Origin of the sequence: Streptomyces sp. F001 (assembly GCF_004187715.1) — a bacterium.
GTDB classification, from domain to species: Bacteria; Actinomycetota; Actinomycetes; order Streptomycetales; family Streptomycetaceae; genus Streptomyces; species Streptomyces flavusporus.
The window spans coordinates 504,051-525,720 of sequence record NZ_QZWF01000005.1; the positions used below are offsets into that span (position 1 = coordinate 504,051).

Annotated in this window: 17 protein-coding genes and 1 pseudogene; 8 read left to right on the forward strand and 10 right to left on the reverse strand. The window is 66.8% G+C overall.

From position 1 onward, the window contains the following. Positions 1 to 411: 411 nt before the first annotated feature. The 4 genes from StrepF001_RS22465 to StrepF001_RS22480 all read left to right on the forward strand — a co-directional run bounded on the left by StrepF001_RS22465 (position 412) and on the right by StrepF001_RS22480 (position 4,994). Entirely contained in the window at positions 412 to 654 is a 243-nt protein-coding gene (locus tag StrepF001_RS22465) for a helix-turn-helix domain-containing protein (RefSeq protein ID WP_129799998.1), read from the forward strand. Positions 655 to 1,355: 701 nt separating this feature from the next. Then, positions 1,356 to 2,516, forward strand: coding sequence for a DUF3631 domain-containing protein (locus StrepF001_RS22470; RefSeq protein WP_129799999.1), 1,161 nt, complete (start codon positions 1,356 to 1,358; stop codon positions 2,514 to 2,516). 425 nt (positions 2,517 to 2,941) lie between these two features. Continuing rightward, positions 2,942 to 3,313 (forward strand): plasmid mobilization relaxosome protein MobC, encoded by a 372-nt coding sequence (gene mobC / locus StrepF001_RS22475; RefSeq protein ID WP_240797641.1) that lies wholly within the window; start codon positions 2,942 to 2,944, stop codon positions 3,311 to 3,313. Positions 3,314 to 3,317: 4 nt separating this feature from the next. Then, entirely contained in the window at positions 3,318 to 4,994 is a 1,677-nt protein-coding gene (locus StrepF001_RS22480; RefSeq protein WP_129800000.1) for a relaxase/mobilization nuclease domain-containing protein, read from the forward strand. On the opposite strand, the gene tgmC is transcribed toward StrepF001_RS22480, so the two are convergent. From tgmC to StrepF001_RS22505, 5 genes are all read right to left on the reverse strand, one after another. Then, positions 4,995 to 6,185, reverse strand: coding sequence for an ATP-grasp peptide maturase system methyltransferase (tgmC, locus tag StrepF001_RS22485; RefSeq protein WP_129800001.1), 1,191 nt, complete (start codon positions 6,183 to 6,185; stop codon positions 4,995 to 4,997). It abuts the gene before it with no gap. Next, positions 6,175 to 7,137 (reverse strand): ATP-grasp ribosomal peptide maturase, encoded by a 963-nt coding sequence (gene tgmB, locus StrepF001_RS22490; protein ID WP_129800002.1) that lies wholly within the window; start codon positions 7,135 to 7,137, stop codon positions 6,175 to 6,177. The genes tgmC and tgmB overlap by 11 nt, the downstream gene beginning before the upstream one ends. Before the next feature lie 14 nt (positions 7,138 to 7,151). Beyond that, a complete protein-coding gene (gene tgmA / locus StrepF001_RS22495) occupies positions 7,152 to 7,454 on the reverse strand; it encodes a putative ATP-grasp-modified RiPP (protein WP_129800003.1) in 303 nt (100 codons plus the stop codon). Positions 7,455 to 7,572: 118 nt separating this feature from the next. Further along, positions 7,573 to 7,908, reverse strand: coding sequence for a hypothetical protein (locus tag StrepF001_RS22500; protein WP_240797611.1), 336 nt, complete (start codon positions 7,906 to 7,908; stop codon positions 7,573 to 7,575). Between the two features lie 23 nt (positions 7,909 to 7,931). Continuing rightward, a complete protein-coding gene (locus tag StrepF001_RS22505) occupies positions 7,932 to 8,348 on the reverse strand; it encodes an ATP-binding protein (protein ID WP_206306906.1) in 417 nt (138 codons plus the stop codon). 249 nt (positions 8,349 to 8,597) lie between these two features. Between StrepF001_RS22505 and StrepF001_RS22510 the strand changes: the two genes are divergently transcribed. The 4 genes from StrepF001_RS22510 (at position 8,598) to StrepF001_RS22530 (ending at position 12,110) form a co-directional block, all read left to right on the forward strand. Next, positions 8,598 to 9,851 carry a helix-turn-helix transcriptional regulator gene (locus StrepF001_RS22510; protein WP_129800006.1) on the forward strand — a complete coding sequence of 418 codons (1,254 nt, stop codon included), beginning with the start codon at positions 8,598 to 8,600 and terminating at the stop codon, positions 9,849 to 9,851. Beyond that, the gene (locus tag StrepF001_RS22515) at positions 9,836 to 10,366 is read left to right on the forward strand and encodes a GNAT family N-acetyltransferase (protein WP_129800007.1); all 531 of its coding nucleotides are present in this window, start codon (positions 9,836 to 9,838) and stop codon (positions 10,364 to 10,366) included. Before StrepF001_RS22510 ends, StrepF001_RS22515 begins: the two co-directional genes overlap by 16 nt. A 338-nt stretch (positions 10,367 to 10,704) precedes the next feature. After that, entirely contained in the window at positions 10,705 to 11,226 is a 522-nt protein-coding gene (locus tag StrepF001_RS22525; RefSeq protein ID WP_129800009.1) for an SLATT domain-containing protein, read from the forward strand. Between the two features lie 2 nt (positions 11,227 to 11,228). Continuing rightward, on the forward strand, positions 11,229 to 12,110 hold the full coding sequence (locus tag StrepF001_RS22530; RefSeq protein WP_129800010.1) for a nucleotidyltransferase: 882 nt from the start codon (positions 11,229 to 11,231) through the stop codon (positions 12,108 to 12,110). 145 nt (positions 12,111 to 12,255) lie between these two features. Here the strand turns inward: StrepF001_RS22530 and dnaA are convergent. The 5 genes and pseudogenes from dnaA to StrepF001_RS22560 form a co-directional block, all read right to left on the reverse strand. Next, positions 12,256 to 13,509 (reverse strand): annotated as a pseudogene (dnaA, locus tag StrepF001_RS22535) (chromosomal replication initiator protein DnaA); the annotation flags it as partial. A gap of 1,668 nt (positions 13,510 to 15,177) precedes the next feature. Then, positions 15,178 to 16,776, reverse strand: a complete 1,599-nt coding sequence (locus StrepF001_RS22540; protein WP_240797613.1) for a DUF4041 domain-containing protein — start codon at positions 16,774 to 16,776, stop codon at positions 15,178 to 15,180. A 792-nt stretch (positions 16,777 to 17,568) separates the two neighbouring features. Then, positions 17,569 to 19,116, reverse strand: a complete 1,548-nt coding sequence (locus tag StrepF001_RS22550; RefSeq protein WP_129800011.1) for an ISKra4 family transposase — start codon at positions 19,114 to 19,116, stop codon at positions 17,569 to 17,571. Then, positions 19,113 to 19,592 (reverse strand): hypothetical protein, encoded by a 480-nt coding sequence (locus StrepF001_RS22555; protein ID WP_240797614.1) that lies wholly within the window; start codon positions 19,590 to 19,592, stop codon positions 19,113 to 19,115. Before StrepF001_RS22555 ends, StrepF001_RS22550 begins: the two co-directional genes overlap by 4 nt. Before the next feature lie 489 nt (positions 19,593 to 20,081). Next, positions 20,082 to 21,320, reverse strand: a complete 1,239-nt coding sequence (locus StrepF001_RS22560) for an IS256 family transposase (protein ID WP_206306920.1) — start codon at positions 21,318 to 21,320, stop codon at positions 20,082 to 20,084. Between the last annotated feature and the right edge of the window lie 350 nt (positions 21,321 to 21,670).

The window sequence follows — 21,670 nt, forward strand, 5'->3', positions numbered from 1 at the left end:
CTCCAAAAGTCGCTCAGGGGCGAAGTGGCGTTCGTCTCGTCGAATTCCGGCACATCGCGAGGCGTTTCGACCGAGGTGCCGTGTTACCTTCCCTCTCCGTTTTCGAGATGGGCGATTTAAACACACATCAGCCATGATGCCCGGCGAGTCATTCACGTCGCCCCTGACCGCCAGGTGTCACCTCTGAGCTGCGGAGGTGCCGGATTCCGGCACCTCGACCGGTTGCTTCGCCGCAAAAAATTTCAGCCCCGGCGGGGGCGATTTCGGCAACCGGGGATCCACCCTTACTGTTTCCCTCTCCCCGGCCACACCGAAAGAAGTAGTGAGGAGTTTCAGAACCAACTCTGGACTTTTCTCCGGGCGGTGTGGCTGCGTTGTCCAGCCCGTTGTTCAAGACCGAAAAGGAGCCCTATGCCGAAGACCCCTCCCCGTAGCACCAACGCCCCTGCCACCGCTGCGGCTGCCCAGCGTGGCCCGCTTGCCACCCCGGCAGAGGTCGCCGCCTATCTCGGGGTGCCGGTGAAGACCCTCTACCAGTGGAAGTACCGGGGCATCGGCCCCAGCGTCCACAAGGTCGGCCGTCACCTGCGCTACCACTGGCGGGAGGTGGACGCGTGGCTGGACGCCCAGACGTCGTACGACCTCACGGCCTGACCCCGCATCTGACGCGGACGACGTGGCGGCCCCCGGCGCGCCAACGCCGAGGGCCGAAGACTTCCCAACTGATCGCCCATCCCTGAACGAATGAGCTGGTGAGGGGTGGGACCTTACCCGTCCTGCCTCCCCGGAGAGGAACGCCTATGGAGGACTCTACGTCCCCCAGCACCACCAACACCTCCCCCACCGCCTGGCCCACTCCCGCCGTCCCCGGCGAAGGCATCCCCTGGCGCCGCCAGGATCAGCAGGACACACGGTCCCCCGCGTCGGGGACCGCCGAACACCCGGCGGAGGCGGAAGCACACGGGGACCGTCCCCAGCCGCCTGCCAATGCGGTTGTTGGGGACCGTCCCCGCGACGTGCTTGGGGACCGTCCCCACGAAGTGCCCGGTACTCGTTCCCCGCACGTCCCGGTCCCCGTATCGGCATCCAGTGCAAACTCGCAGGTCAGCGGCGGGAAATCGGGGACCGGTCCCCAAGAGGCTGCAGTTGCACCAGGGGACCGCAATGGGGACCGTGATCACGGTCCCCGCCGGTCGCCAGGGTCTGACAACCCCGTGGCGGGAGCCGCCCAGCAGGAGGGGACCGGTCCCGTCGACACACGGGGACCGGATCACGGGACCGGCTCCCGGCCTCCTCGGGGACCGGCAGACCCTGGGGAAAGGGGTTCCGGTGAGGGTGCGGAACTGCTGGATGAGTTGCGGGCGGCGATCGGCAAGTACGTCGTGCTGCCCAGTGACGAGGCGCTGACAGCGGTCACCCTGTGGGTGGCGGCCACGCACATCCAGACCGTTCTGCAGCACGCGCCGCGTCTGGCGGTCGTAGGCCCGACGAAGGGCTGCGGCAAGTCCCGGGTTCTGGACGTGCTCCACGAGACCGTCCACCAGCCGATCATGACGGTGAACATGTCCACGGCGGTCCTCTTCCGCATCATCGGCAAGAACCCGCGCACGATCCTGGTGGACGAGGCCGACACCGTCTTCAGCAAGGCCGGCGACAACGAGGAACTGCGCGGCCTGCTGAACGCCGGACACCAGCGCAACCGGCCCGCCTGGCGCATCTCGGGTCCGGAGCACAAGCCGACCCCGTATCCGACCTTCGCCATGGCCGCGCTGGCCTCGATCGGCGACCTACCCGACACAATCACCGACCGAGCGGTCGTGCTCCGCATGCAAAAGCGCAAGCCGGGCGAGAAGGTGACCCCGTTCCGCTCGCGCTACGCCACACCGGAACTGAACGCACTGCGGGACAAACTGGCCGCATGGCTGGGACCGCTGCGCGGCACAGCCGGCCGCATGGCGCCGACGATGCCGGTGGAGGACCGGGCGGCGGACACCTGGGAACCGCTGGTCATCATCGCCGACCTGGCCGGCGGCCACTGGCCCGCCAGCGCCCGTGCGGCCTGTGTCGCGATGACCCGGTACGAGGCCGTCCAGGACGAGCAGACCAACCTGAAGACACGGCTGCTGCGCGACATCCACCGCGTCTTCGAGGCACACGGCAACCCCGAAGCCCTGTCCTCCCTGGATCTGGTCACCGCCCTGCTCCAAGACCCCGACGCCCCCTGGGCAGAGCACGGCACCAACGGGCTCAACGCCTACCACCTGGGCAGAATGCTCCGGGACTTCGACATCCGCCCGGCCAACTACCGCTTCGACAAGGGCAGGCAAGCCAAGGGGTACGCCCGCAACCGGTTCCTCGACAGCTGGGCCCGCCACTGCCCCGACCTCACCGAGACGACGCGCGCGCACGACGCCACAACCGCGCGCCAAGCTCAGGGCAAGCCGCCCGCCGCCCCGGCGGGTCAGCTGCCCATCGGCCCGCCCGGCGGCCCCGCCAGCCCCAAACGCGCCCGCTGACCCGCTTCCCGCTGGGTCCGTATCGCTGCGTCGCATCCGTCCCCGCGCAGGTCAGCGCGGGGACGGATGTCCTCACCGGGACGGACATCTCCGTACCTGCCCGAGCGTCCGTACCTGTGCTGACCAGGCTTGGGACGGATGCGACGCACGTGACACGCCTCCCGCCCCCTCACCACCGGAGCACCACCATGCACGAACATCACCACGAACTCCCCACAGCTCAGCAGCAGATGCACGCCACCTCAGCCCCAGACAGCGCAGCAAGTTGTCGGATAAGGAGTCCTTATCCGGCCCCCGCCCCAGGGGAGACGGAGGCATCCGGCGCCGAGGCGGCACCGGAGTCGGCCGGCCCGGGGGAGCCGACCGAGGGAGGGGCCGTCGAGCCGTCGTCGAACGCGCCGCAGACTTCCGCGCCGCGTCGTCGTCTGCGTGACAAGCAGCTGCGTGAGCGCCGCGTTCATCCCCGCTACAACGACGACGAGTTCGAGCTCGTCCAGCAGGCTGCTGCCCTGAGCCGCATGAAGCCCGGCGGCTACGTCGCCGAGTGCGCGCTCGCCGCCGCCCGCGCCGACGACCCCACCGCAGCCGTCGCCGACTACCGCACCATGGTGAAGACCCTGATGGCCGCCAACCGGCAGCTCGGCGGCATAGGCAACAACCTCAACCAGCTCACCTGGCACCTCAACAAGGAGGGCTCCTGGCCCCACCCCGACACCGTCCAACGGCTCCTGGACCGCGTCGAGGCGTCCGTCGCCGCGGTGGACACCGCCGTCGCCCAGATCACAGAGGCGCGGTGAACCATTGATCCCGAAGATCATCCTCGGCAAGGGGCCACACGCCACCCGCCGCACGATCGGCTACCTCTTCGGCAAGGGCCGGGCCAACGAGCACATCGACCCACACCTGGTGGCCTCCTGGAACGACTTCGCCCCCGACCCCGGCCGCAGCCCCCACCGCGACCCAAAGGAGGTAGAGGCCCAGCTCGCCGCGCAGCTCGACCAGCCCGTGAAGATGCTGGGCGACAAGGCCCCCAAGTACACCGTGTGGCACTGCCCCGTCCGTGCCGCACCCGAAGACCCGATCCTCACCGACGCCCAGTGGGCCGACATCGCCCGCCGGATCGTGGCCGCCGTCGGCATCGCCCCCGAAGGCGACGCCGAAGCGTGTCGCTGGGTCGCCGTCCGCCACGCCGACGACCACATCCACATCGCCGCCACCCTCGTCCGCCAGGACGGCCGGCGCCCCCAGCGCGACTACGACCAGCGTGCCGTTCAGCGCGAAGCCCGCCAGATCGAAGTCGACTACCGGCTGAGGCGGTTGAAGCCGGGCGACGGCACCGCCGCCAAGCGCCCCACCAGCAAGGAGCACTTCAAGGCCAAGCGCCTGGGTCAGGAAGCGGCAACCCGCGATGTACTGCGCCTGCGGGTCCGCCGTGCCGTCGCCGCAGCAACGGACGAGGCCGAGTTCTTCGCCCTGCTGGAGGCCACTGGCGTGACCGTGCGCCTCAAGCGCGGCCCCTCCGGCGACGCGCTCGGCTGCAACTTCGCCCTGCCCGGTGACATCAACGACAAGGGCGAGCCCGTGTTCTACGCCGGTTCCACCCTCGCCGGCGACCTCTCCCTGCCCAAGATCCGCCAACGCCTCACCACCACGACCCCCGAACCGAAGGCCGTCCGGCCGGGCAACCCCTGGCACCAGGCCACCGCCGCCACCGAACGCATCCCCCACCACCTCACCCGCAGCAGCGACGAAGTGGCTCAGGGCCAGCTGGCCGCGCTCGGCGCAGCGTTCGATCTGCTCCCGCTCACCGCCCCCGCCGCGGTGCGGGCCGAACTCGAACGCGCCGCTGTCGCCTTCGAGCGCGCCACCCGCTCCCGCATCGCTGCCGACGACGCCAGTGCCTGCGCCCTGCGCCGCAGTGTCCAGGCGATCTGGAAGGACCCCGCACGACATGGAGACGGTGCCGGGCTGGCGATGCTGCTGGACGTCGCGCTCACCGCGGTCGCCTACGCGATGCACTGGCACCGCACCCGCCAGCACGCCCAGCAGCAGGCGGCAGCCGAGCAGACTCTCATCCACCTGCAGGCCGCGTACGCGCAGATCGCCGGACCGGTCCTGGCCGGATTCGCCAGCCGGGCACCCGGCCCGCAGACCAAACGCCGCTACGCCCACCACCTCCAACGGGCGGCCCCCGAACACGCCGAACGCATCCTGGACGACCCCGCCTGGGACGCACTGGCCACCGTGCTCGCCGAGGCGGAAGCAGCCGGGCACAACGCGGCCACGATCCTCGACCGCGCAGTCAGCCAGCGCACCCTGGACGACGCCCTCAGCCCCGCCCGCGCCCTTACTTGGCGCGTCCGCCGCCTCGGCGAACGCCACGCGCCGGGACCGAGAGCGCAGGCAGCAAATGCCCGCCATGTGCCAGAGCACCCAGCCGTACCGCCTGCGCAGGAGCATCAAGCTCGGCGGCGTTGATCACGAGGGGGGAAGCAGCCATTGAGGGCCGTTCGGGTTCCCGAGCCATACCACCTGCGCATCGCGGGATGCCGTCACCCCGAATGCGGCAGTGCTCGGTGAGCCGTACTCCTCCCAGGTGGCCACCGCAGACTCGACCGCGTCCCAGAGGCGGCGCGGGCCGCCCTGGCGGACCTCCCAGCCATTGTCCGTAGGAGCGAGGACGGCGAACGAATCAGTGCCGCTGTCCAGCACGAACGTGCTCACTGGCCCGGCGTCGAGCGACATGGAGAAGAAGCGGGCATCTGGTGCCGCGAGCTGTGCCATGAAGCCGGGCCCCGAACTGGTGAGGACTTCCGGCCCGTACGTGACCTTCCGCTTCGTGCCGTCGTCGGGCCCCGGCACCATGCCGAGGCTCTCCGGCGCGTCCTGCTGACGGGCGATCATGAAGCTCGGGTCGTCCTCGCTGAACCAGCCGCTCGCGCTGTCTCCGGTGACGATGAGCTTGACCAGGCCGAGGGAGCGCATCCAGCCGCGCAGAGTGGTCAGGATGACGCCGCCGGGCGGCACTTGCTCCAGCCAGGCAGGGGGGATGTTGCGGAAGCCACACGTGGCGATCAGCCGGTCGTAGGGGGCTCCGTCGAGGTGGCCGACGCGGCCGTCGCCCACCACCAGGTCAGGGGTATAGCCGGACCTCGCGAGAGCCTCGCGGGCTCGCCGTGCCACACCTTCGTCCGTCTCGATCGAGGTCACGGCCTCGCTGCCAAGCCGGTGGCACATCAGTGCAGTCGAGTAGCCGGTGCCTGTCCCGATTTCCAGTACGTTCATGCCTTCGTGTACGTCCAGGTCTTCGAGCATCCGGACCACGAGGCTCGGCAGAGTGGACGATGAGCTCGGGGCCGCGTTGGTGATCGGCTTCGGATCGGCCCAGTCGATGTCCCGGCCGTCGAACTGGGTCATCCAGGTCTCGTCGGAGTAGACGAGCCGGAGCCACTCTTCCTGGCCGGCGTCCGCCTCGGTGACCGGCTCCCAGGCGGTGACACCTGGGCCGTGGCTCTCGCGGTAGAAGCGCGGAATGAACACGTGGCGGGGTACTGCCTCAACGGCAGCCCGCCACTGAGGCGACCGCAGCCATCCGTCCTTCTCCAGTCCGGCCGCCAGCTGCCGTCGGAGGTCGGCTGCCGTTGTCTCGGCATCAGGCTCACTGGCCACGGAGTCCTCCTTCCAGGAGATCGGCGAGTGCCGCGGTCATGGGCAGCCCGGTCGGCGGCTCCATCCATGCCCACTGCCCCGAAGGATTGCACTCGATGAAGACCCACTCGCCGGAGTCGGTCAAGGCGAAGTCGAATGCCCCGAAGACAAGCCCGAAGTGCTTCAGGTAGGCACGCATGGCATGCTCCACCTCGGGCGGCGGGGTGACGGGCGTGTATGTGTGGGTGCCGTAGTCGGTGCGCCAGTCGAGGAGGCCGGAGTCGATTCGCACCGCGAAGACCTGCTCGCCGATGACCGTCACCCGGACGTCCGCGACCTTGTCCACGCACTTCTGGAACAGGTGCATGGTGCCGGCCACCGCGTCGTCGATCTCGTCGGTGGTCACTTCGGTTACGGGCACAGTCTGGGCCTTGCCGTCGACCAGGTAGAGCGGAACCGAGATGGGTTTGAAGATGGCCGGGCCGTGCTCCTCGATGAACGCCCGCGCATCGTCAGGCACATTGGTAATCAGCGTGGGCGGCAGGGTGAAGCCGGCCGCCACCGCGGTCGCGAGCCCGGCCGGTTTGTACTCGGCGTCACCGATGCGGTTGGGGTGATTTACGTACAGGCAGCCGGGCAGCGAGGTGAGGATGCCACCCAGCCCGTAGCGCGCGTGCGCGATGGCGAACCGCTCTTCCTGCCTGTCGAGGTAGGGGAAGGCGAACCCAGAGGGGCGCCGGTAGTACATGGACCTCACGGCGCCCAGGTCGGCTCGCCGACTCGGAGTCTGCACGCTTCCTCGCCACCTGTTGGTGTCGCCGATGGAGGCAGAGCACGACAGGGTGGCCGGGAAGTCACCGGAGTCGAACCGCACGACCGGGACACCCCGGTCGTGCAGCTCGGTGATCACAATGTCCGCGGTCGGGTCGTCGAGGTTCGTGACGACCAGGACCGGACGATCGTCGTTCGTCACTGGAGTCACTGGAGTCACTGGTCGGTGTCGTTCCCCGTGTCGCTGTCCGGGGAGTCACTGTTGCGGTCGCCCTGGCCCGTGGTGCCAGTAGACGGATTGGTACCGGACGATGTGCCGTGCCCCGGAGACATGGTGGGGGCTCCGGACGCGTCCAGGTACCGGGCGGTCTGCGTCGCCGGGTCCAGTTCCACCGTCACGTAGTCCGGCGCCGCTACGGGCGGGTATGGGGCGATGCGGCGCAGGCCCCAAGGAGCGGCGGTCAGGTGTCCCTGTGGCAGCGGGCTGCCGGTGGGGAATCGGTCCATGTAGTTGAACACGGTCTTCCTTTCTCCGGGAAGTTCTGAACTTTGGCCTGCCTTGTTCGTCCGCCCAGCGCCTCGGACATCGAGTCGCCAAGCGGAAGTCGTGGAGCGCCGGTCGACCCTTGGAACCGGGTCAGCCCGGCGCGAGAGCTTCCCGACGCAGTGCCTCAAGCACGCGCGCAAGGAGCACTACCTCCGGTTCCATGGACTCGACCGCGACTCGGCCGTCCTCATGCCACCGGTTGAGACGCCGCTTGTACTCGATCTCCGCCCCCGTGGCTTCGGCTCGGATTTCCCCAAGTGCATGGGCCGACTCCATGTGCAGCCGGACGAGATCCACGGGCGTGATGCGCAAGGGCTCGGCGAACATCTCGGTGCCGGGGTCACTTGTCGGGCGGAGGGGGCCGAGGATGATGAGCTCCACGCACGCTTCCGCGCTGGGATCGTCCACCAGCTCGTCAGCAGGCATCAGCCGTAACAGCACGCGAGGTCTCAGCACTTGGCCGGCACTTCCAGCTCGGCCCACACGACCTTGCCCCAGCGCTTCCGGTCGTATCCCCATCTCCAGCTAAGGGCCTCGACCAGGAGCAGGCCACGCCCCTCCTCCGCATGATCGTCGGGGCTGCCCAGCTCGGGGCCTTCCCTGCAGGTGTCGGCGACGCCGATACGCACCACGCCCTGGCTGGGACGCGTGACCAGGACACGAACGTTCCGGCACCGGGTGTGGTCGATTGCGTTGTTGACCAGCTCAGCCACGATCTGCACCCCGGCCTCAGCCAACTCGCCTATGCCCCAAGTGCTCAGTGCGGCGGAGACGAGCATGCGGGCCCGGCGAGCGGATTCCGGCTCGCGCGGCATCGTCTCGGTGTAACCGGGGGTGCCGGTCGCAGTAGGTCGGGCTGCGGTCATGGTCACAGGAACATCCCTCCGGGGGTGGACGCCCGCCCCCGCGACGGGGTGGCGCCGGGGCGGGCTCTCCTCCATGCCGTCGAGGAAAGGGGAATCAGGACCTCGACGGGCTGCTACCGAGTCAACGGCCTGTGGCCCGTGAGGAACAGGAAAGTCGTGCCCGCGCTGGCCGCCCCGACCCGGAAGACTTTGCGTTCCCGTGACCTGGGGTCTGGATCGGTCGGTGACCGCCGGTCTACGGTCAGTGGCATGGGAGCGAACGCCATCCTCAAGAGCCGGATGGATGAACTCGGGCTCACCCAGGATGAATTGGCTGGTCGGATGAACACTGCGCTGGCAGAGATCACCGGCAGGCCCGGCGACGTCTCCGCACGCACCGTCCGCAACCTGCTGAACGGAACCTCCCGCCGCCCCATCGGCCGTACATGCGCGGCGCTGGAGCGGGTGTTCGGCTGCCCCGTCGAGGACTTAGGGTTCAGCGCACCACGCACCATGCACCACCCGCAGGAGGACCCTGTGCGGCGTCGCACCTTCATCGCCTCGGCCACCGGGACCGCAGCCGCCGCGGTTCCACTGGTCGCCCAGCGCCGCACGGTCGGCATGTCAGATGTGGCTCGGGCCGCCGCCGGGATGAACGCGCTCGTAGAAGCCGACGACCGCCAGGGTGGACACCTGGAGTTGGAGAAGGCGGCGACGAAGGGCCGTGACGGCGTACTGGAGTTGCAGCAGCGCAACGCCAGCGAACGCGTCCGCCGAGCCCTGTACGCGCTGGCCGCCGAGTACTCCACCATCGCGGCCTGGTCCTGCATCGACGCCCGCAACCTCGATCAGGCGCAACGGCACCTGAACGAATCCGCGACGTACGCCGGCCTCTCCCAGGACGGCCCCACCGAAATGCGGGTGTGGGTCAACCTGTCCATGCTCGCCTACCAGCGCCAGAACTGGCCGGAAGCGCTCGCGGCAGCGCAGGCCGCACAAGCCTCTCCGGCCGCACGACGTGACCCGTTCTTCGACTCCCTGGGTCGCGTCCGCGCCGCCCTCGCCTACGCGGCACTCGGTGATGGCCGCATCGCCGGGCGGTCCCTCGGATCGGCTCAGGACGCCTTCACCAAGACTCCGGAACGCGAGCGCCCACGCTGGACAGCCTTCTACGGCCAGGCCGAACTCGATCACCTCGCCGCCATCGTCCACTACAACAGCGGACACCACACCCACGCCGAAGCCATGGCACACCGGGCCCTGGCCAAGATCCCGGAGCCCTTCCGGCGCAACAGGGCCCTCGCAACGGCCCAGCTCGCCCTCGCGCAACTGCACCAGGGCGACGCCGAACAAGCCACAGTGACAGCCGCCGATGTCTTCACAATCATGGACGGCGATCCCCTGCCCGGCCGTATGCGCACGCTCATCGGCGACTTCCACCGGGGCCTGTTCGCCCTGTCCCCCTCAGCCTCCTACGCACGAGACTGGGCAGACCGCATGCGCACCGAATGGAGTCGAGCGTGACCGACCTACGTCACTTCCAGCACGGGAACCTCCCCGGGGGCTTCCGGCAGATGCTCATCGACGTACACGCCGACGCCTACGCCGACCAGATGGACGACCCCTTCCACCAGCGCTTCGCCTGGTTCGTCGATCACTGGACCGGTATGGAGGGCTTCTCCTGCGTCGTGGCTTACGACGGAGAGGAGCCCGCCGGCTTCGCCTACGGCGCCCCGCTCGCTCCCGGCCGCGAATGGTGGCGCTCCACAGGCTACGAGCCGAAGAGTGGCTACACCTCTACGTATGCCGTGTCCGAGGTGATGGTGCGCCCTGGCTGGCGCAAGCAGGGCATCTCCGAACGATTGCACGAGGCGCTCCTCAAGGAACGTACGGAAGACCTCGCCGTGCTCCTGGTCGACGTCACCCACCCCAAGGTGCAGGAACTCTATGAGTCGTGGGGGTACGCCAAAGTCGGCGAGCAGCAACCGTTCGCCGACTCACCGGTGTACGCAGTGATGGTCCAAGACCTTCGAGACTGAACCGCCATCAGAGAGCGGCGAGTCGGCCCACTCAAGGCACTCCAGGCCCAGCGTCACGCGACGTGCGGCTGCGTGATCACGGATACGCGTCTACCAAGCGGCTGCCTGCAGCAATCCACGGCGATGTCCTGAACCGACCATCCGTCTGTGGGAATGCGCACGGTGCCGACAGGAGCCCGCTCATCCAGTTCGCGTGCCTCTCGTACCGAGCGAGCATGTGACCACCGTGCTGCGCTACTGCAAGCGGATGGCGGTAAGAGGGGTAACCCGTCTACGCTACTTGTCCCCCACCTGTCACGGTCCGTCCTACATACCCGACTGCGGTAGATGAGGTGCGCTTGTCTCTGATCCCTGACGGTCTCCCTGAGGCGCATCGATCCATCGCCCAAGAAGCCGACCGCATCCATGAGAGCGCCCTCTGGAGCGCACAAGGCCAATTCGAGCAAGCCAAGTTGTGGCGCCTCATCAACTTGATTCTCGGCGTTCCAGCTGCCGCCTTGGCTGCTGTGTCCGGCGGCACTGCGCTCGCTGGTGACGTTGGCATCTGGCCAGGTGTCCTGGCGCTTGCGGCGGCGGCCTTCAGTGCGACCCTCACGACCGTCAACGCCTCACGGAGGATGACCCAGGCCCAGGCGTCGGCAAACGCCTACCTAGAACTGCAAACGGCAGCCCGCCAGTTCCTCACGATTGACCTGGCCGACCTGACCCGCGAGGAATCGCGGGATGCCCTGCGCGGTCTGACCAACACGCGGGACGAGCTGAACAAGACCTCCGATCCGCCAGGACGCCTGGCCTTCAAGTTGGCCACTCGCAATATCGAGAGAGGCAGACAGACCTACGAAACCGATCAGGTGGTGTGAGTATGGCGCTCACAGTGGCATCTGCCTTCAATCAGTTCGATGACGACATCAAGCCTCGTCAAGCAACCTGGGACAAGGTCTACGAACGGCGCGACGCCGTCGTGAAGGCCCTGCAGAGCGCCTTCCCCGCCACCAGCACCATTACGTACAAGTCAACAAAGATCATCGGCTCCTTGGGGCGCCGTACCGCGAGTCGTCCTGTCAGTGACATCGATTTGCTGACGCACCTGTATGTGGACCCTGACCTATGGAGTCGAAGTTACCGGGATAACTCAACCGACTTCCTCTATCGCGTGCGGCGCAGCCTGAATAACGCTTCCACGGTAAGGAAGATCGGCGCACGGGGTCAGGCAGTGCGACTCTTCTACACCGATGGCCTAGAGGTGGACGTGGCCGCTGTCGTGAAGTATGACAGCGGCGGATACGGCATCCCAGATGGGTCAGGCAGGTGGCTCACCACCGATCCAGTGAAGCACGAGGACCACCTGAATGAAATCAACAACCGAGTAGATGGAGATATCAAGAAGATCATCCGGTTCGCGAAACAGTGGAACAAGGCACACAGTAACTACTTCGGCTCCTTCCACCTCGAAGCCTTGGTCGCTCGCACCTTTGAATGGTCGCTCGGTACCGACTCACGCGACGCCTTGGAAGACTTCTTCCGATACAACAAGGGGAACTTGTCGGTACAAGATCCTGCCGGTTACAGCGGGGATCTATCGGACGGAATGTCGTGGACAACTCGGTTTGCTGCCCAAACAGCGATGGAGCGCGCGTGGGAACGCGCTGCAGCAGCGAATCGAGCCGAGATAAATGGGGACCATAAGGAGGCGATGCGCCTGTGGCGCATCATCCTTGGCGACAAGTTCCCGACCTACGGGTGACCGTTGCATTAGTGGATCGAGCGGTCAACGGTGCCCGAACACCCGGCGAGTAATCCCACTTCAATGACGTCGCCACTACTCCATTGGTAAACGGTGCGACTGGGGACTAACGAGCGGTGCTCTCGCCGGTTGACAGTAAAGGGCGTCAGCCCTGGGCGGCAACTGCAGCCTGGCTAATGCTCTGTGTCAGCTCGGTGACCTGCTCGTAGACGGTGCCCTGCTGTTTCATGAGCTCGCGGATCCTCCGCTGAGCTCGGTCCACTGCTGTCCGCTCTCGGCCGTCGAACAGGGAGCCGATCTCGGTAGCGGAATGCGACGTCAGCTCGCGGCATAGATACATTGCCATCTGCCGCGCGACCGTGGCCACTCGTCCGCCATCGCGCCCACGTAGAAGCTCATCCGCGACTCCGAAATAGTCACCTGTAAGCTCGATAACAAGGTCACCCGTGACAGCACCCTGCGGATCTGATACAGCAACCCCCGAAAACATGTCACTGAGAACTGAATTCGTTAGCTCGATATCCACCTCCCGCCGATTAAGGGCAGCGAACGCGGCCACCCTAAGCACAGCACCCTCCAGTTCGCGGATGCTTCGCCGAATTCGAGCAGCGATGAATTCCAAGACCTCGACTGGCGCATTCAACTGCTCCCGCATCGCCTTCTTGCGCAGGATCGCGATCCGCGTCTCCAGCTCCGGCGGCTTAATGTCGGTGACCAGACCCCACTCGAAACGGTTTCTCAACCGCTCATCCACCGTCAGCAACTGCTTAGGCGGCCGATCACTGGACAGGACAATCTGCTTGTTCGCATTGTGTAGCGTGTTGAACGTGTGGAAAAACTCCTCCTGCGTCACCTCCTTGTCCGACAGGAACTGAACGTCGTCCACGAGTAGGATATCGACGTCGCGATACCGATTACGGAAGGCGTCAGTCTTACCATCACGAATTGAGTTGATGAACTCATTAGTGAACTCCTCCGAGCTCACACATTGAACTTTCACCCCTGGGTACAGGCTGCGAGCATAGTTCCCGATTCCGTGAAGCAAATGTGTCTTACCGATACCCGACTCGCCATAAATAAACAGGGGGTTATACGCCTTCGCCGGCGCTTCGGCGGCAGCAACGGCGGCCGCATGCGCAAAGTGATTTGAGGCGCCGACGACGAACGTCTCAAATAGATACTTCGAGTTCAGTCGCGGGTTTGAGACTGGGGCGTGCCTCGACGTAGACACACGGTTTTCAAAGTACTCTCCGCCTACCTTCTGTAGCAGGGTTTCTTCAGCGGACACTGCCTCATCCTCTACTTGGCCCTGTCGCGCCTCGCCACGTTCAGGCGTGTCTGTCCGCTCCGTCAGATTGTCGATTGCGTCCAGCTGCCGTTCCAGCACCTCGCATCTCGCCTCGGCACGGAGTCGCAGAGTGTGTGCCTCCCTCAGCTCTTCTTCGAGGATCTCTACCTGCGCTAGAAGCTCAGCCCGTTCGTCCCGCAGATCACCGAGTTGGTCTTCGTGTAGCTGCAGAGCGTTCCGCGTCTCGGAACGATCCCGGTCGTGATCGGCATGAAGTTGTCCGATCTGCACCTCAAGATCAGCAGCACGGTGTTGCGCGTCGAGCAACGCATCGGTGAGCGCACGCTCGCGGACGGCCGAACGCCTGACCTCTCTGTCAGCGTCAGCAAGCTGATCTTCCAGTAGCTGCAGCTTCTGCGCTGTGGATCCGCTCACAGCCAGCGCCTTGCGATGCAGTTGACGCAACAGTTCCATCGCCTCAGGCGTCGGGGCGGCTCCCTGTTCCTCCGCGACATCGTGCATCAAGTCGCTGACGAACTCCCAAGGTGGTATCCGCGTCCCGTTGAGGTATCGGGAGACAGACCCTGCGTCTCTGTGCCGACGCGCCGCATAGCGACGAACGCTAACCCTCAGACCATCGAACATGCTTCTCAAGGCTTCGGCGAGCGCACGCGAATCATCCGGCAGTTGCCTTACCAGTGGCTCAAGACTCGTCACAAGCTGCCCTCCCGTCGGTGTTGCAGCAAGTGGCAACTGTGCCTGCTACCGCAACACTTCCTACACGCCGCAGCCTTGATCGTGTCCCACGAAAAACCAATCAGGGAGGCTCGGCATGCGAAACCCTAATCCCCGCGTCGATCTCGTCGCCTTCGTATCGGTACTGCTGACGGGTGTGGTTCTGATCGCGTGCAAGGTTCGGCCTGAGGCGGTCTCAACTGTCGCCCTAGGACTCTCCACCCTGTACGCCGCCTGGCGACGACCCAGCACGGAGAACCACCGAACCGGGAGCACCGACCACAAGACGAGCCAAGACACCAAGCATGGCGGAACCTTGGAGCCGGGGGTCACGATGCCGGCCGAGTCCCGCAAGCTGCTGACCGCGCCGTCCAAGGATGCAGGAACTCCACCGGCAGGCCCACGGCTCCGTACGTCGAGGCGTGAGGTACACGCCGAGGGAGACAGCGTCGGCGGCGTCTGCAACTGTTCAGTGCCGGAGTGATTGGAAAGTGGTGAGGCGTGTCGCGAAAATGGTTGACGGCACGCCTAACCATGAGGGTGAAACGCGTGAGCGATGCGTGAGCGCACTGCCGCGGACAGGCCATCTAGCACCGGACAGAGCGCCATGCCGTGTGACGCTGATCAGTAAGAACAGCACCACGCGGCACAGCCAGGCCCCCCCGGGAAAGGATCCAATCCCACTCCTAAAGCGGGTGTCGCAGGTTCGAGTCCCGCCGGGAGCACAGTGCCTGACCAGGCACGGAGCTTCGAACAGCCCCCTCGGAGTGATCTCCGAGGGGGCTGTTTTCGTGTGTGCGGGGACGTAACGCTAGGCGACGTCCTGGTTACGGGGTTTTCTACCGACCCCACGGGGGCGTCGGCGGCCTCCTGCTCGAACTGGGGCATCAGCGAGGTGTAGGTGTCCGTGTGGCTCGCGATCACCCCAGCCGGAGAAGTGACCGCTCTCCTCGCGGCGGGGAGTACCTCAAGGTCACCTGGATCAGTCTGGATGGCGCCGCCTGCCGTCTGGAGGCACCCGACGAGGTTGACTGAGTCGAGCCGTCAGTGCCCGGCAGCGGTCTGGCTGGCCCTCCATTCAGGAGCCTCGGGCGTGTCCTGGAACTCCAGGAGGTGCTGTCCGGCGAGCCGCTGCAGGGCGGCGCGTACGTCTGCCGGTGTGACGTAGAAGAACTCCCGGCGTAGGTTTACCCGGTTGACGCGGCGGGACTCGAACTCCTGGTGCAGGCGGCGTTCCAGGCCGACGGCGTCCTCACTGAAGATCAGGGCGTGTACGTCGAAGCGGAAGGGGACGGACGCGTCCCCGAGTTCGATGACGCGGTCCATGGGATCGAGGCGCCGGGTCATACCGATCTTGACCATGCGTTCGCCGAACGCTCCGACGTTGGAGATGACGTAGACGTATCCGGCCCGGATGTTGGCCTCGCGGGCCTCGACCGCCTCCAGTTCGGCGCCCAACTCGGCAAGTTTTCCTTCAAGTTCGGCGATGGCGGCCTCATCGCCGGTGCCGGAGCGCAGGCGGCGCAGGGCGCCCTCGTAGTGGCTGCGTTCCTTCTCCAGCCGCTGCCGCTCGCGCTCGATCTCGCGCTGCAGGCGCTCCTCCTCGCGCTGCTGGGCTCGTAGCTCTCGCTGCTCCTCCCGCTCGGTCTCCTTCCTTACCAGGTAGTCCGCCGTCAGCTCCAACTCCTGGACCCGCAGCTGGTGATAGTCATCGCCGATGCGGATCTGCATGGTGGCGCCGAGCCGGGCGATCGACTCCCGCGTCTTGCCGAGCCGGTCGATCAGCGAGTCGAGCCGGTGCGGCTTCATGCCGCGCACTGCGTTGTCCGCCTCGGCGTTGTACGCGCGCAGCATCAGCTTGGAGAAGTCACGGACCATCTTGCGGCCCTTGGCAGCTGAGCCGTCCACCATCCAGTACTGGTTCCCGAGCACTGCCCGATCGTCCCTCGCCAACTGCTTGTAGCGGGCCTTGAGACTGTCGAGCCGGTCCTTGTAGGCGAGCGCGTCGGCGAGCGGATGGCGGTACTCGTAAATGCCGGCCTCTTGCAGCATCCGCGTCTCATCGGTGAGCACCAGATCCCGGCGCGCGGCCGTGAGGCGCTGTTCGGCCTCCGCCGTCTGCCGAGCCATGTCGTCGGCTTGGCGGCGCACGTCGACCAGGGACTGAGCGGCGCTCTCGGCGGCGTGCTCTATCTTCTCGTCGAGGAGAGCGTCGATCCGTCCGATCTCTTGGAGCTTCTCCTCATGCGCGCGGCGCAGTCGCTGCTGCTCGGCGGCTATCTGAGCGCTGTCGGCTCCGATGAGACGACTCAATTGCTCCGTCAGCTGACGGTTGTCTTCCTGTAGTCCGCGTACCTGTGTTTCCATCAGCGCCAGCTCGCCCGCCAGACGCGCCGCCTCGGACTCCGCTTGCTTACGGCGCCGGCCGAACAGACCCCCACCTGTGGCCGGGACCGTCGCCTGGGGACCGTAGGGGGACTGCTGAGGAACGGGTGCGCTCGGCTGCGGCACGGCCCCTTCCGGGATCCAGATCTGCCAGCCTGGGGGTGTGGGCCATGCGGGATCCGGTTCCCAGCCCGGTGGCGGGCTCCACCCCTCCGGCGGGGCGGGCCAGGTGGGCGGCGGGTTGAACCGGTAGGTCATGGAGCAACGACTCCTGTCGCGAGGGCGAGAGACGGCCGGCGTAACCCCGATGCCGTCCGGCAGTCAGCGGGCCGAGTCGAACGTACTCGGCCTTGTGGACCTTCGTCCTGCCATCTCCTGTTTTTGGCCCTCCTTGCAGCAGATCCGACGAGGTGGGTAAGCCGCAGGGAGCCGTTAGACGCCGGCCGCTGTCAGGACGGCCCTCCGCCGGCAGCGAAGTGCCCTTCGTCCTCGAGGGACCGGTCCGGCGCCCCCGGGCACGGCCGACCGCCCGTGACGCACCGGGTGAAGGTGAAGCGAAGGCGGCCACCCCTCTGTCCGCGGACAAGTTCCTGTCCGTTCTCAAGAACGCACGACTTGGCGTTGTCGAACACGGATCCTGGCGCACCCACAACCGCGACCAGCACGGCAACTGGGGCCCGTGAACGGGGTGATGATCCACCACACGGGCGGGTACTCTTCCGCGTCTTGTGCCTCCCCCTGGCCAACGCCGTGCGCGCCCGCGACCTGTGGCACGAGGTCGCCCCCCTGCAGTCGGCCCGGAACGGATTCAGCACACATGAGGCCGGGAAACCCTGGGAACCTGCAAGAACCACCGAGACATGTTTCTCCAGGTCAAACGCGGTCATGACGGGGTTTCCCCAGGTCACGACCTTGATCAGAGAAAACTCCTAAAGCGGGTGTCGCAGGTTCGAATCCTGCCGGGGGCACCAGCGCAAAGGCCCCGGACCGATCATGGTCCGGGGCCTTTGACATCCAGCTTGGGTGCAGATCCAATGAGGGTGCTGTTGATTAGGGGGTGGGTATGACCTGGTCGCGGTAGCGCGTCTGGTGGTTGCGGGTGAACTCCTGCTGCTGGTGCCAGGTCCAGTAGGCGTCGAAGTCGCCGTTGGCGCGGACGGCACGCAGCTTGAGTACGGCTTCAGCACCGGAGAGGCCCCAGCGGGCGCCGGTGATGTCCAGGCGGTCTTTGACCAGGTGCCGGCATGCTCCCTCGATGATCCCGGTGGCGATCGGCCAGCCGCGTTCAAGGGCGGTGTCGTAGCGCAGGTACTCGGCCTTGCCGGACAGGTAGTTCACGGCCTCGTCGATGCCCTTGCGCTGGGCGCCGCGCAGTCCGGCGGCGTGGGCGGCTGCCTCGAGTGCGGTGGCGGTCTGCTGCACGCCGCCGCCCAGCAGGACGCGGGCGTGGCGGGCGACCCAGCTCTCGGCGGAGGCATCGCCGCTGTCGTGCAGGCACCAGGCTGCTCGCCACAGATATTCGAGCACGTGGATGAGGTCGACGATGATGTGGACGTCCACGCCGCGCCGCTGTGCTTCGGCTTTGACGAGGTCGATCTGATGGCGGGCCCCGTCGACCAGGACGACCCAAGGACGGCGGTGGCCGGGGTCGCGGTGCTCTGCCTGGTCGAACACGGCGGCCACCACCTGCGCGGCGGTGTCGTTCACCGAGCCGCACAGCCATTTCGACCGGGCCTTGGGCCCCTGGCGGCGCTCGGGCGCCGCGCCGTGGACGGCGTCGTCTTGCTGGTCTGGGTCGGCGATGATGTCGTCGACCGTGCGCGGCGCGGGTTCGGCATCGTAGACGGCTCCCAGGGTGGCCATCCGTTTCCTGCCGTGTTTCTCCCCGGACGCCAGCCGGGTCTTCATCGCGTTGCCGCCCTTGGCCGCCGCGGCCTTGGCGGTGTCCTCGCGCAGGGCTTCGGGCCTTATCACCACGCCCTTGCCGTCGACCGACAAGACCAGTGGTGTGGTGTCGGTGCAGGGAGCGGGCACCAGGGCGTCGTAGAACGCGTCGATGTCCGCTGCGGCGCCGACGGCGAGTTCCTGGACCTGCCGGTGCCCGATACCGGAGTCGGTGTGGGTGTTGATCCGCTCGCAGGCGTCGGCGAAGCTGCCGCGGGCGGACTCGATCGCGGCGAGCCTGGCCAGCCCGTGCGAGTGCATCCCGCCCGGAAGGTTCAGCACCGCGTCGGCCGGATGCAGGTCCGCCACCCTGGTGCCGCGGTAGGCGATCCGGACCACGGTGACCTTGCCGAACACCGTGGCCAGCATCCGGCGCCGGCCCCGCTCGATCCGGGAGCGCTCGACACCGGCGGCGTCCACGACCTCCTGCCGACGCACCTCGTTGCTGGCCCGCAGGGTCAGGTGGTCCTGGAACAACTGCCGGGTGACCTCGCGCATCCTCGCCCCCAGCAAATCCTCCAGCTCCGCGTGCGTCATCACCGCCGCATCCGGGGCCGCCAGCTCCGCACACGCCGCGGCGAACATGCCCGCCGAGGCGGCGAAGGCGTCCTCGCACTCCGCGAGCGCACCCTGGGTCGGCCCCACCACGCTCACCACCCCTGCTTCCTGCCGTCGACCTTGAACAGCCCGGACGAAGGCTCGGCCAGAATCCCGCGCTCCACCAGCCGCTTCAGCTTCGAGCGCATCCCCTCGACATGCCGCGGCTCGGTCCCCAGCCCCAGGTGCTGGCAGACCTCTTTGCAGCGCATCGCCGCCCCCGAGGTCGCGAACAAGGCGATGATCTCCCGGTACTCCGGCGACATCACGGTCACGTCCAGCTCTGCCTCGGCCTTCACCAGCGCCACGGCGACTCCGCTGGCACCCCCACCCGTGGCGTCCGTGCCCGGCACCGGAGAAGACGGTGCGGCCAGCACCTCCTCCACCGTCTCCCGCGCGATCTGCAACCGCGCCAGCCGCTCCTCTGCCCGCGCCAACTCCTCGGACAGACCAGCGATCTGCTCACGCAGCCGCTCGGCCTGACCCAGCACCTCAGCCCGCCTGGCCTCCAACGCCTCCATCAACGACGGCACACCACACCCACCCTCGCTCGGCACCCGCACCCCTCAGGGCGGGTTCGACCCCGGCGACGGTAGAAGTCGGCACGACCGGCCACATCCCGAACCTCTGCGAATCACCCCAACGAGGCACCCGCAGAAGATCTGCACCCAACCGCTATTGAGTGTGGCCCAGGCTTTGTCATGTGCTTTGGCTGCGGCAGCACTTGGCGGGACCTGGAGATGTGCTCGTCCTGTTCCAAGCTGTTTGAGCCTTACTCTGCCCATGAGCCTGATCTCTGTGTTGAGTGCGCAGCGAACGCCGGCCAGGTGACCGCCAAAGCAGAAGACGCCCAGCAGGGCCGACCGATAGGGTCAACAGACCGCACCACAACCGCACCAGATTGAGCGGGGAACAGCGGGGAATCACGGTGAAAGCAGACGACACCGACGAGGCCGTAGCTCGGCCGTCAGCCCAGGTCAGTGCTCGAACAAGGATCGTGTCCCGCGTGATGGTGTAGTCGATCAGCTGGTGGGCGCGTTTGGTGTGTTGGTTAGCGCCGGGGCGCTTTCGGGGAGTTCGGGGTAGAGGTCGTCCATGCTGCCTTCGGGGAGGTAGCGGCGGGGGAAGGCGATCCATTCGTCGTGCATCTCGAAGAGCACGGCGGTGACCAGGCGCAACAGGGCGTCGTCGTTGGGGAAGACCTGGACGACGTCGGTGCGGCGCTTGATCTCCCGGTTGACCCGCTCCAGCGGGTTGGTCGACTGGATCTTCTTCCAGTGCCGTTCGGGGAAGACCGCGAAGGCGGTCAGATCGTCCTTGGCCTCCAGCAGCATCTGCTTGACCTTGGGGAACTGTCCGCCGAGCATGTCGGCGACGGTATCGACCTGGGTCCTGACCGCGCTGGGGCCGGACTGGGCGAAGATCGTGCGGATCGTCGCGGCCACCATCTCACCGGCGTGCTTGTCGATCACGCCGAAGACGTTGCGCAGGAAGTGGACCCGGCATCTTTGGTAGGCGGCGCCGAGCATCACCTTGCCGATCGCGGCGACCAGGCCGCTGTGATGGTCACCGATGACCAGACGGACTCCGGACAGGCCGCGTTCGCGCAGGTGACGCAGGAACTCGGTCCAAAACGCCTCGGTCTCGCTGTCGCCGACCATCACGCCGAGGACTTCGCGGCCGCCGTCCTCGGTGACGCCGGTGGCGATGACCACGGCCCGCGAGGCGATCTGGTGGTTGACCCTCGCCTTGCAGTAGGTGGCGTCGAGGTAGATGTAGGGGAAGCGGGTGTGGTCCAGTGGCCGGGTGCGGAACGCGGTCAGCGGCTCGTCCAGGGCGGCGCAGATCCTGGAGACCTCGCTCTTGGAGATCCCGGTGTCCGCCCCCAGGGCTTTGACCAGGTCGTCGACCGAGCGGGTGGAGACGCCTTCGACGTATGCCTCCATGATGACGGCGTAGAGGGCCTGGTCGATGCGGCGCCGACGCTCCAGCAGGCAGGGGAAGAAGCTGCCGGAGCGCAGTTTGGGGATGGCCAGGTCGAGGTCGCCGGCCTGGGTGGTGAGCGTCTTGTCGCGGTGCCCGTTGCGGTAGTTGGTGCGGGTGTCGGTGTGCTCGTTCCACTCGGCGCCGATCTTCGCCGCGGCCTCGGCCTCGATCAGTTCCTGCAGCATCCGCTCGGCGACACTGCGGACGAGTTCGAGTCCTTCGGTCGAATGCAGTGACTGAAGCAGGCGGGTGAGTTCAGACTGGGACAGGGCCACTGTGCGTCTCCTCCTCTCGATGAACTGGGCGTTCATCAGGGAGAGTTGCATGGTGGCCCGTCCCCTGCGCAGGGAGCGGACACCACCGGCCGGAGCACACCGGCGCACTACTCACCGTCGATCGGCTACACCATCACGCGGGACACTATCGTAGCCGGAACGGGCAGGGTCTCGGATCGACTCCTAAAGCAGGGCTCAAACGGCTGTGGACTATCCGTGGACTCGTTCCGCCTGATCTGCCAGATGCAGGGCCGCGACCTGCCGCGTTGCCTGGCTGTCAAGGGGCCTCCGGAGCCGTGTGCGCAGGTTCGAATCCTGCCGGGGGCACTCGCCTGGGATCAGCAGAAATC

What these genes read in the sequence shown, in the direction of transcription:
- StrepF001_RS22465 (WP_129799998.1), top strand. Translation starts at nt 412, where the DNA reads ATGCCGAAGACCCCTCCCCGTAGCACCAACGCCCCTGCCACCGCTGCG.
- StrepF001_RS22500 (WP_240797611.1), bottom strand. Translation starts at nt 7,908, where the DNA reads ATGCCTGCTGACGAGCTGGTGGACGATCCCAGCGCGGAAGCGTGCGTG.
- StrepF001_RS22505 (WP_206306906.1), bottom strand. Translation starts at nt 8,348, where the DNA reads ATGACCGCAGCCCGACCTACTGCGACCGGCACCCCCGGTTACACCGAG.
- StrepF001_RS22510 (WP_129800006.1), top strand. Translation starts at nt 8,598, where the DNA reads ATGGGAGCGAACGCCATCCTCAAGAGCCGGATGGATGAACTCGGGCTC.
- StrepF001_RS22515 (WP_129800007.1), top strand. Translation starts at nt 9,836, where the DNA reads ATGGAGTCGAGCGTGACCGACCTACGTCACTTCCAGCACGGGAACCTC.
- StrepF001_RS22530 (WP_129800010.1), top strand. Translation starts at nt 11,229, where the DNA reads ATGGCGCTCACAGTGGCATCTGCCTTCAATCAGTTCGATGACGACATC.
- StrepF001_RS22540 (WP_240797613.1), bottom strand. Translation starts at nt 16,776, where the DNA reads ATGACCTACCGGTTCAACCCGCCGCCCACCTGGCCCGCCCCGCCGGAG.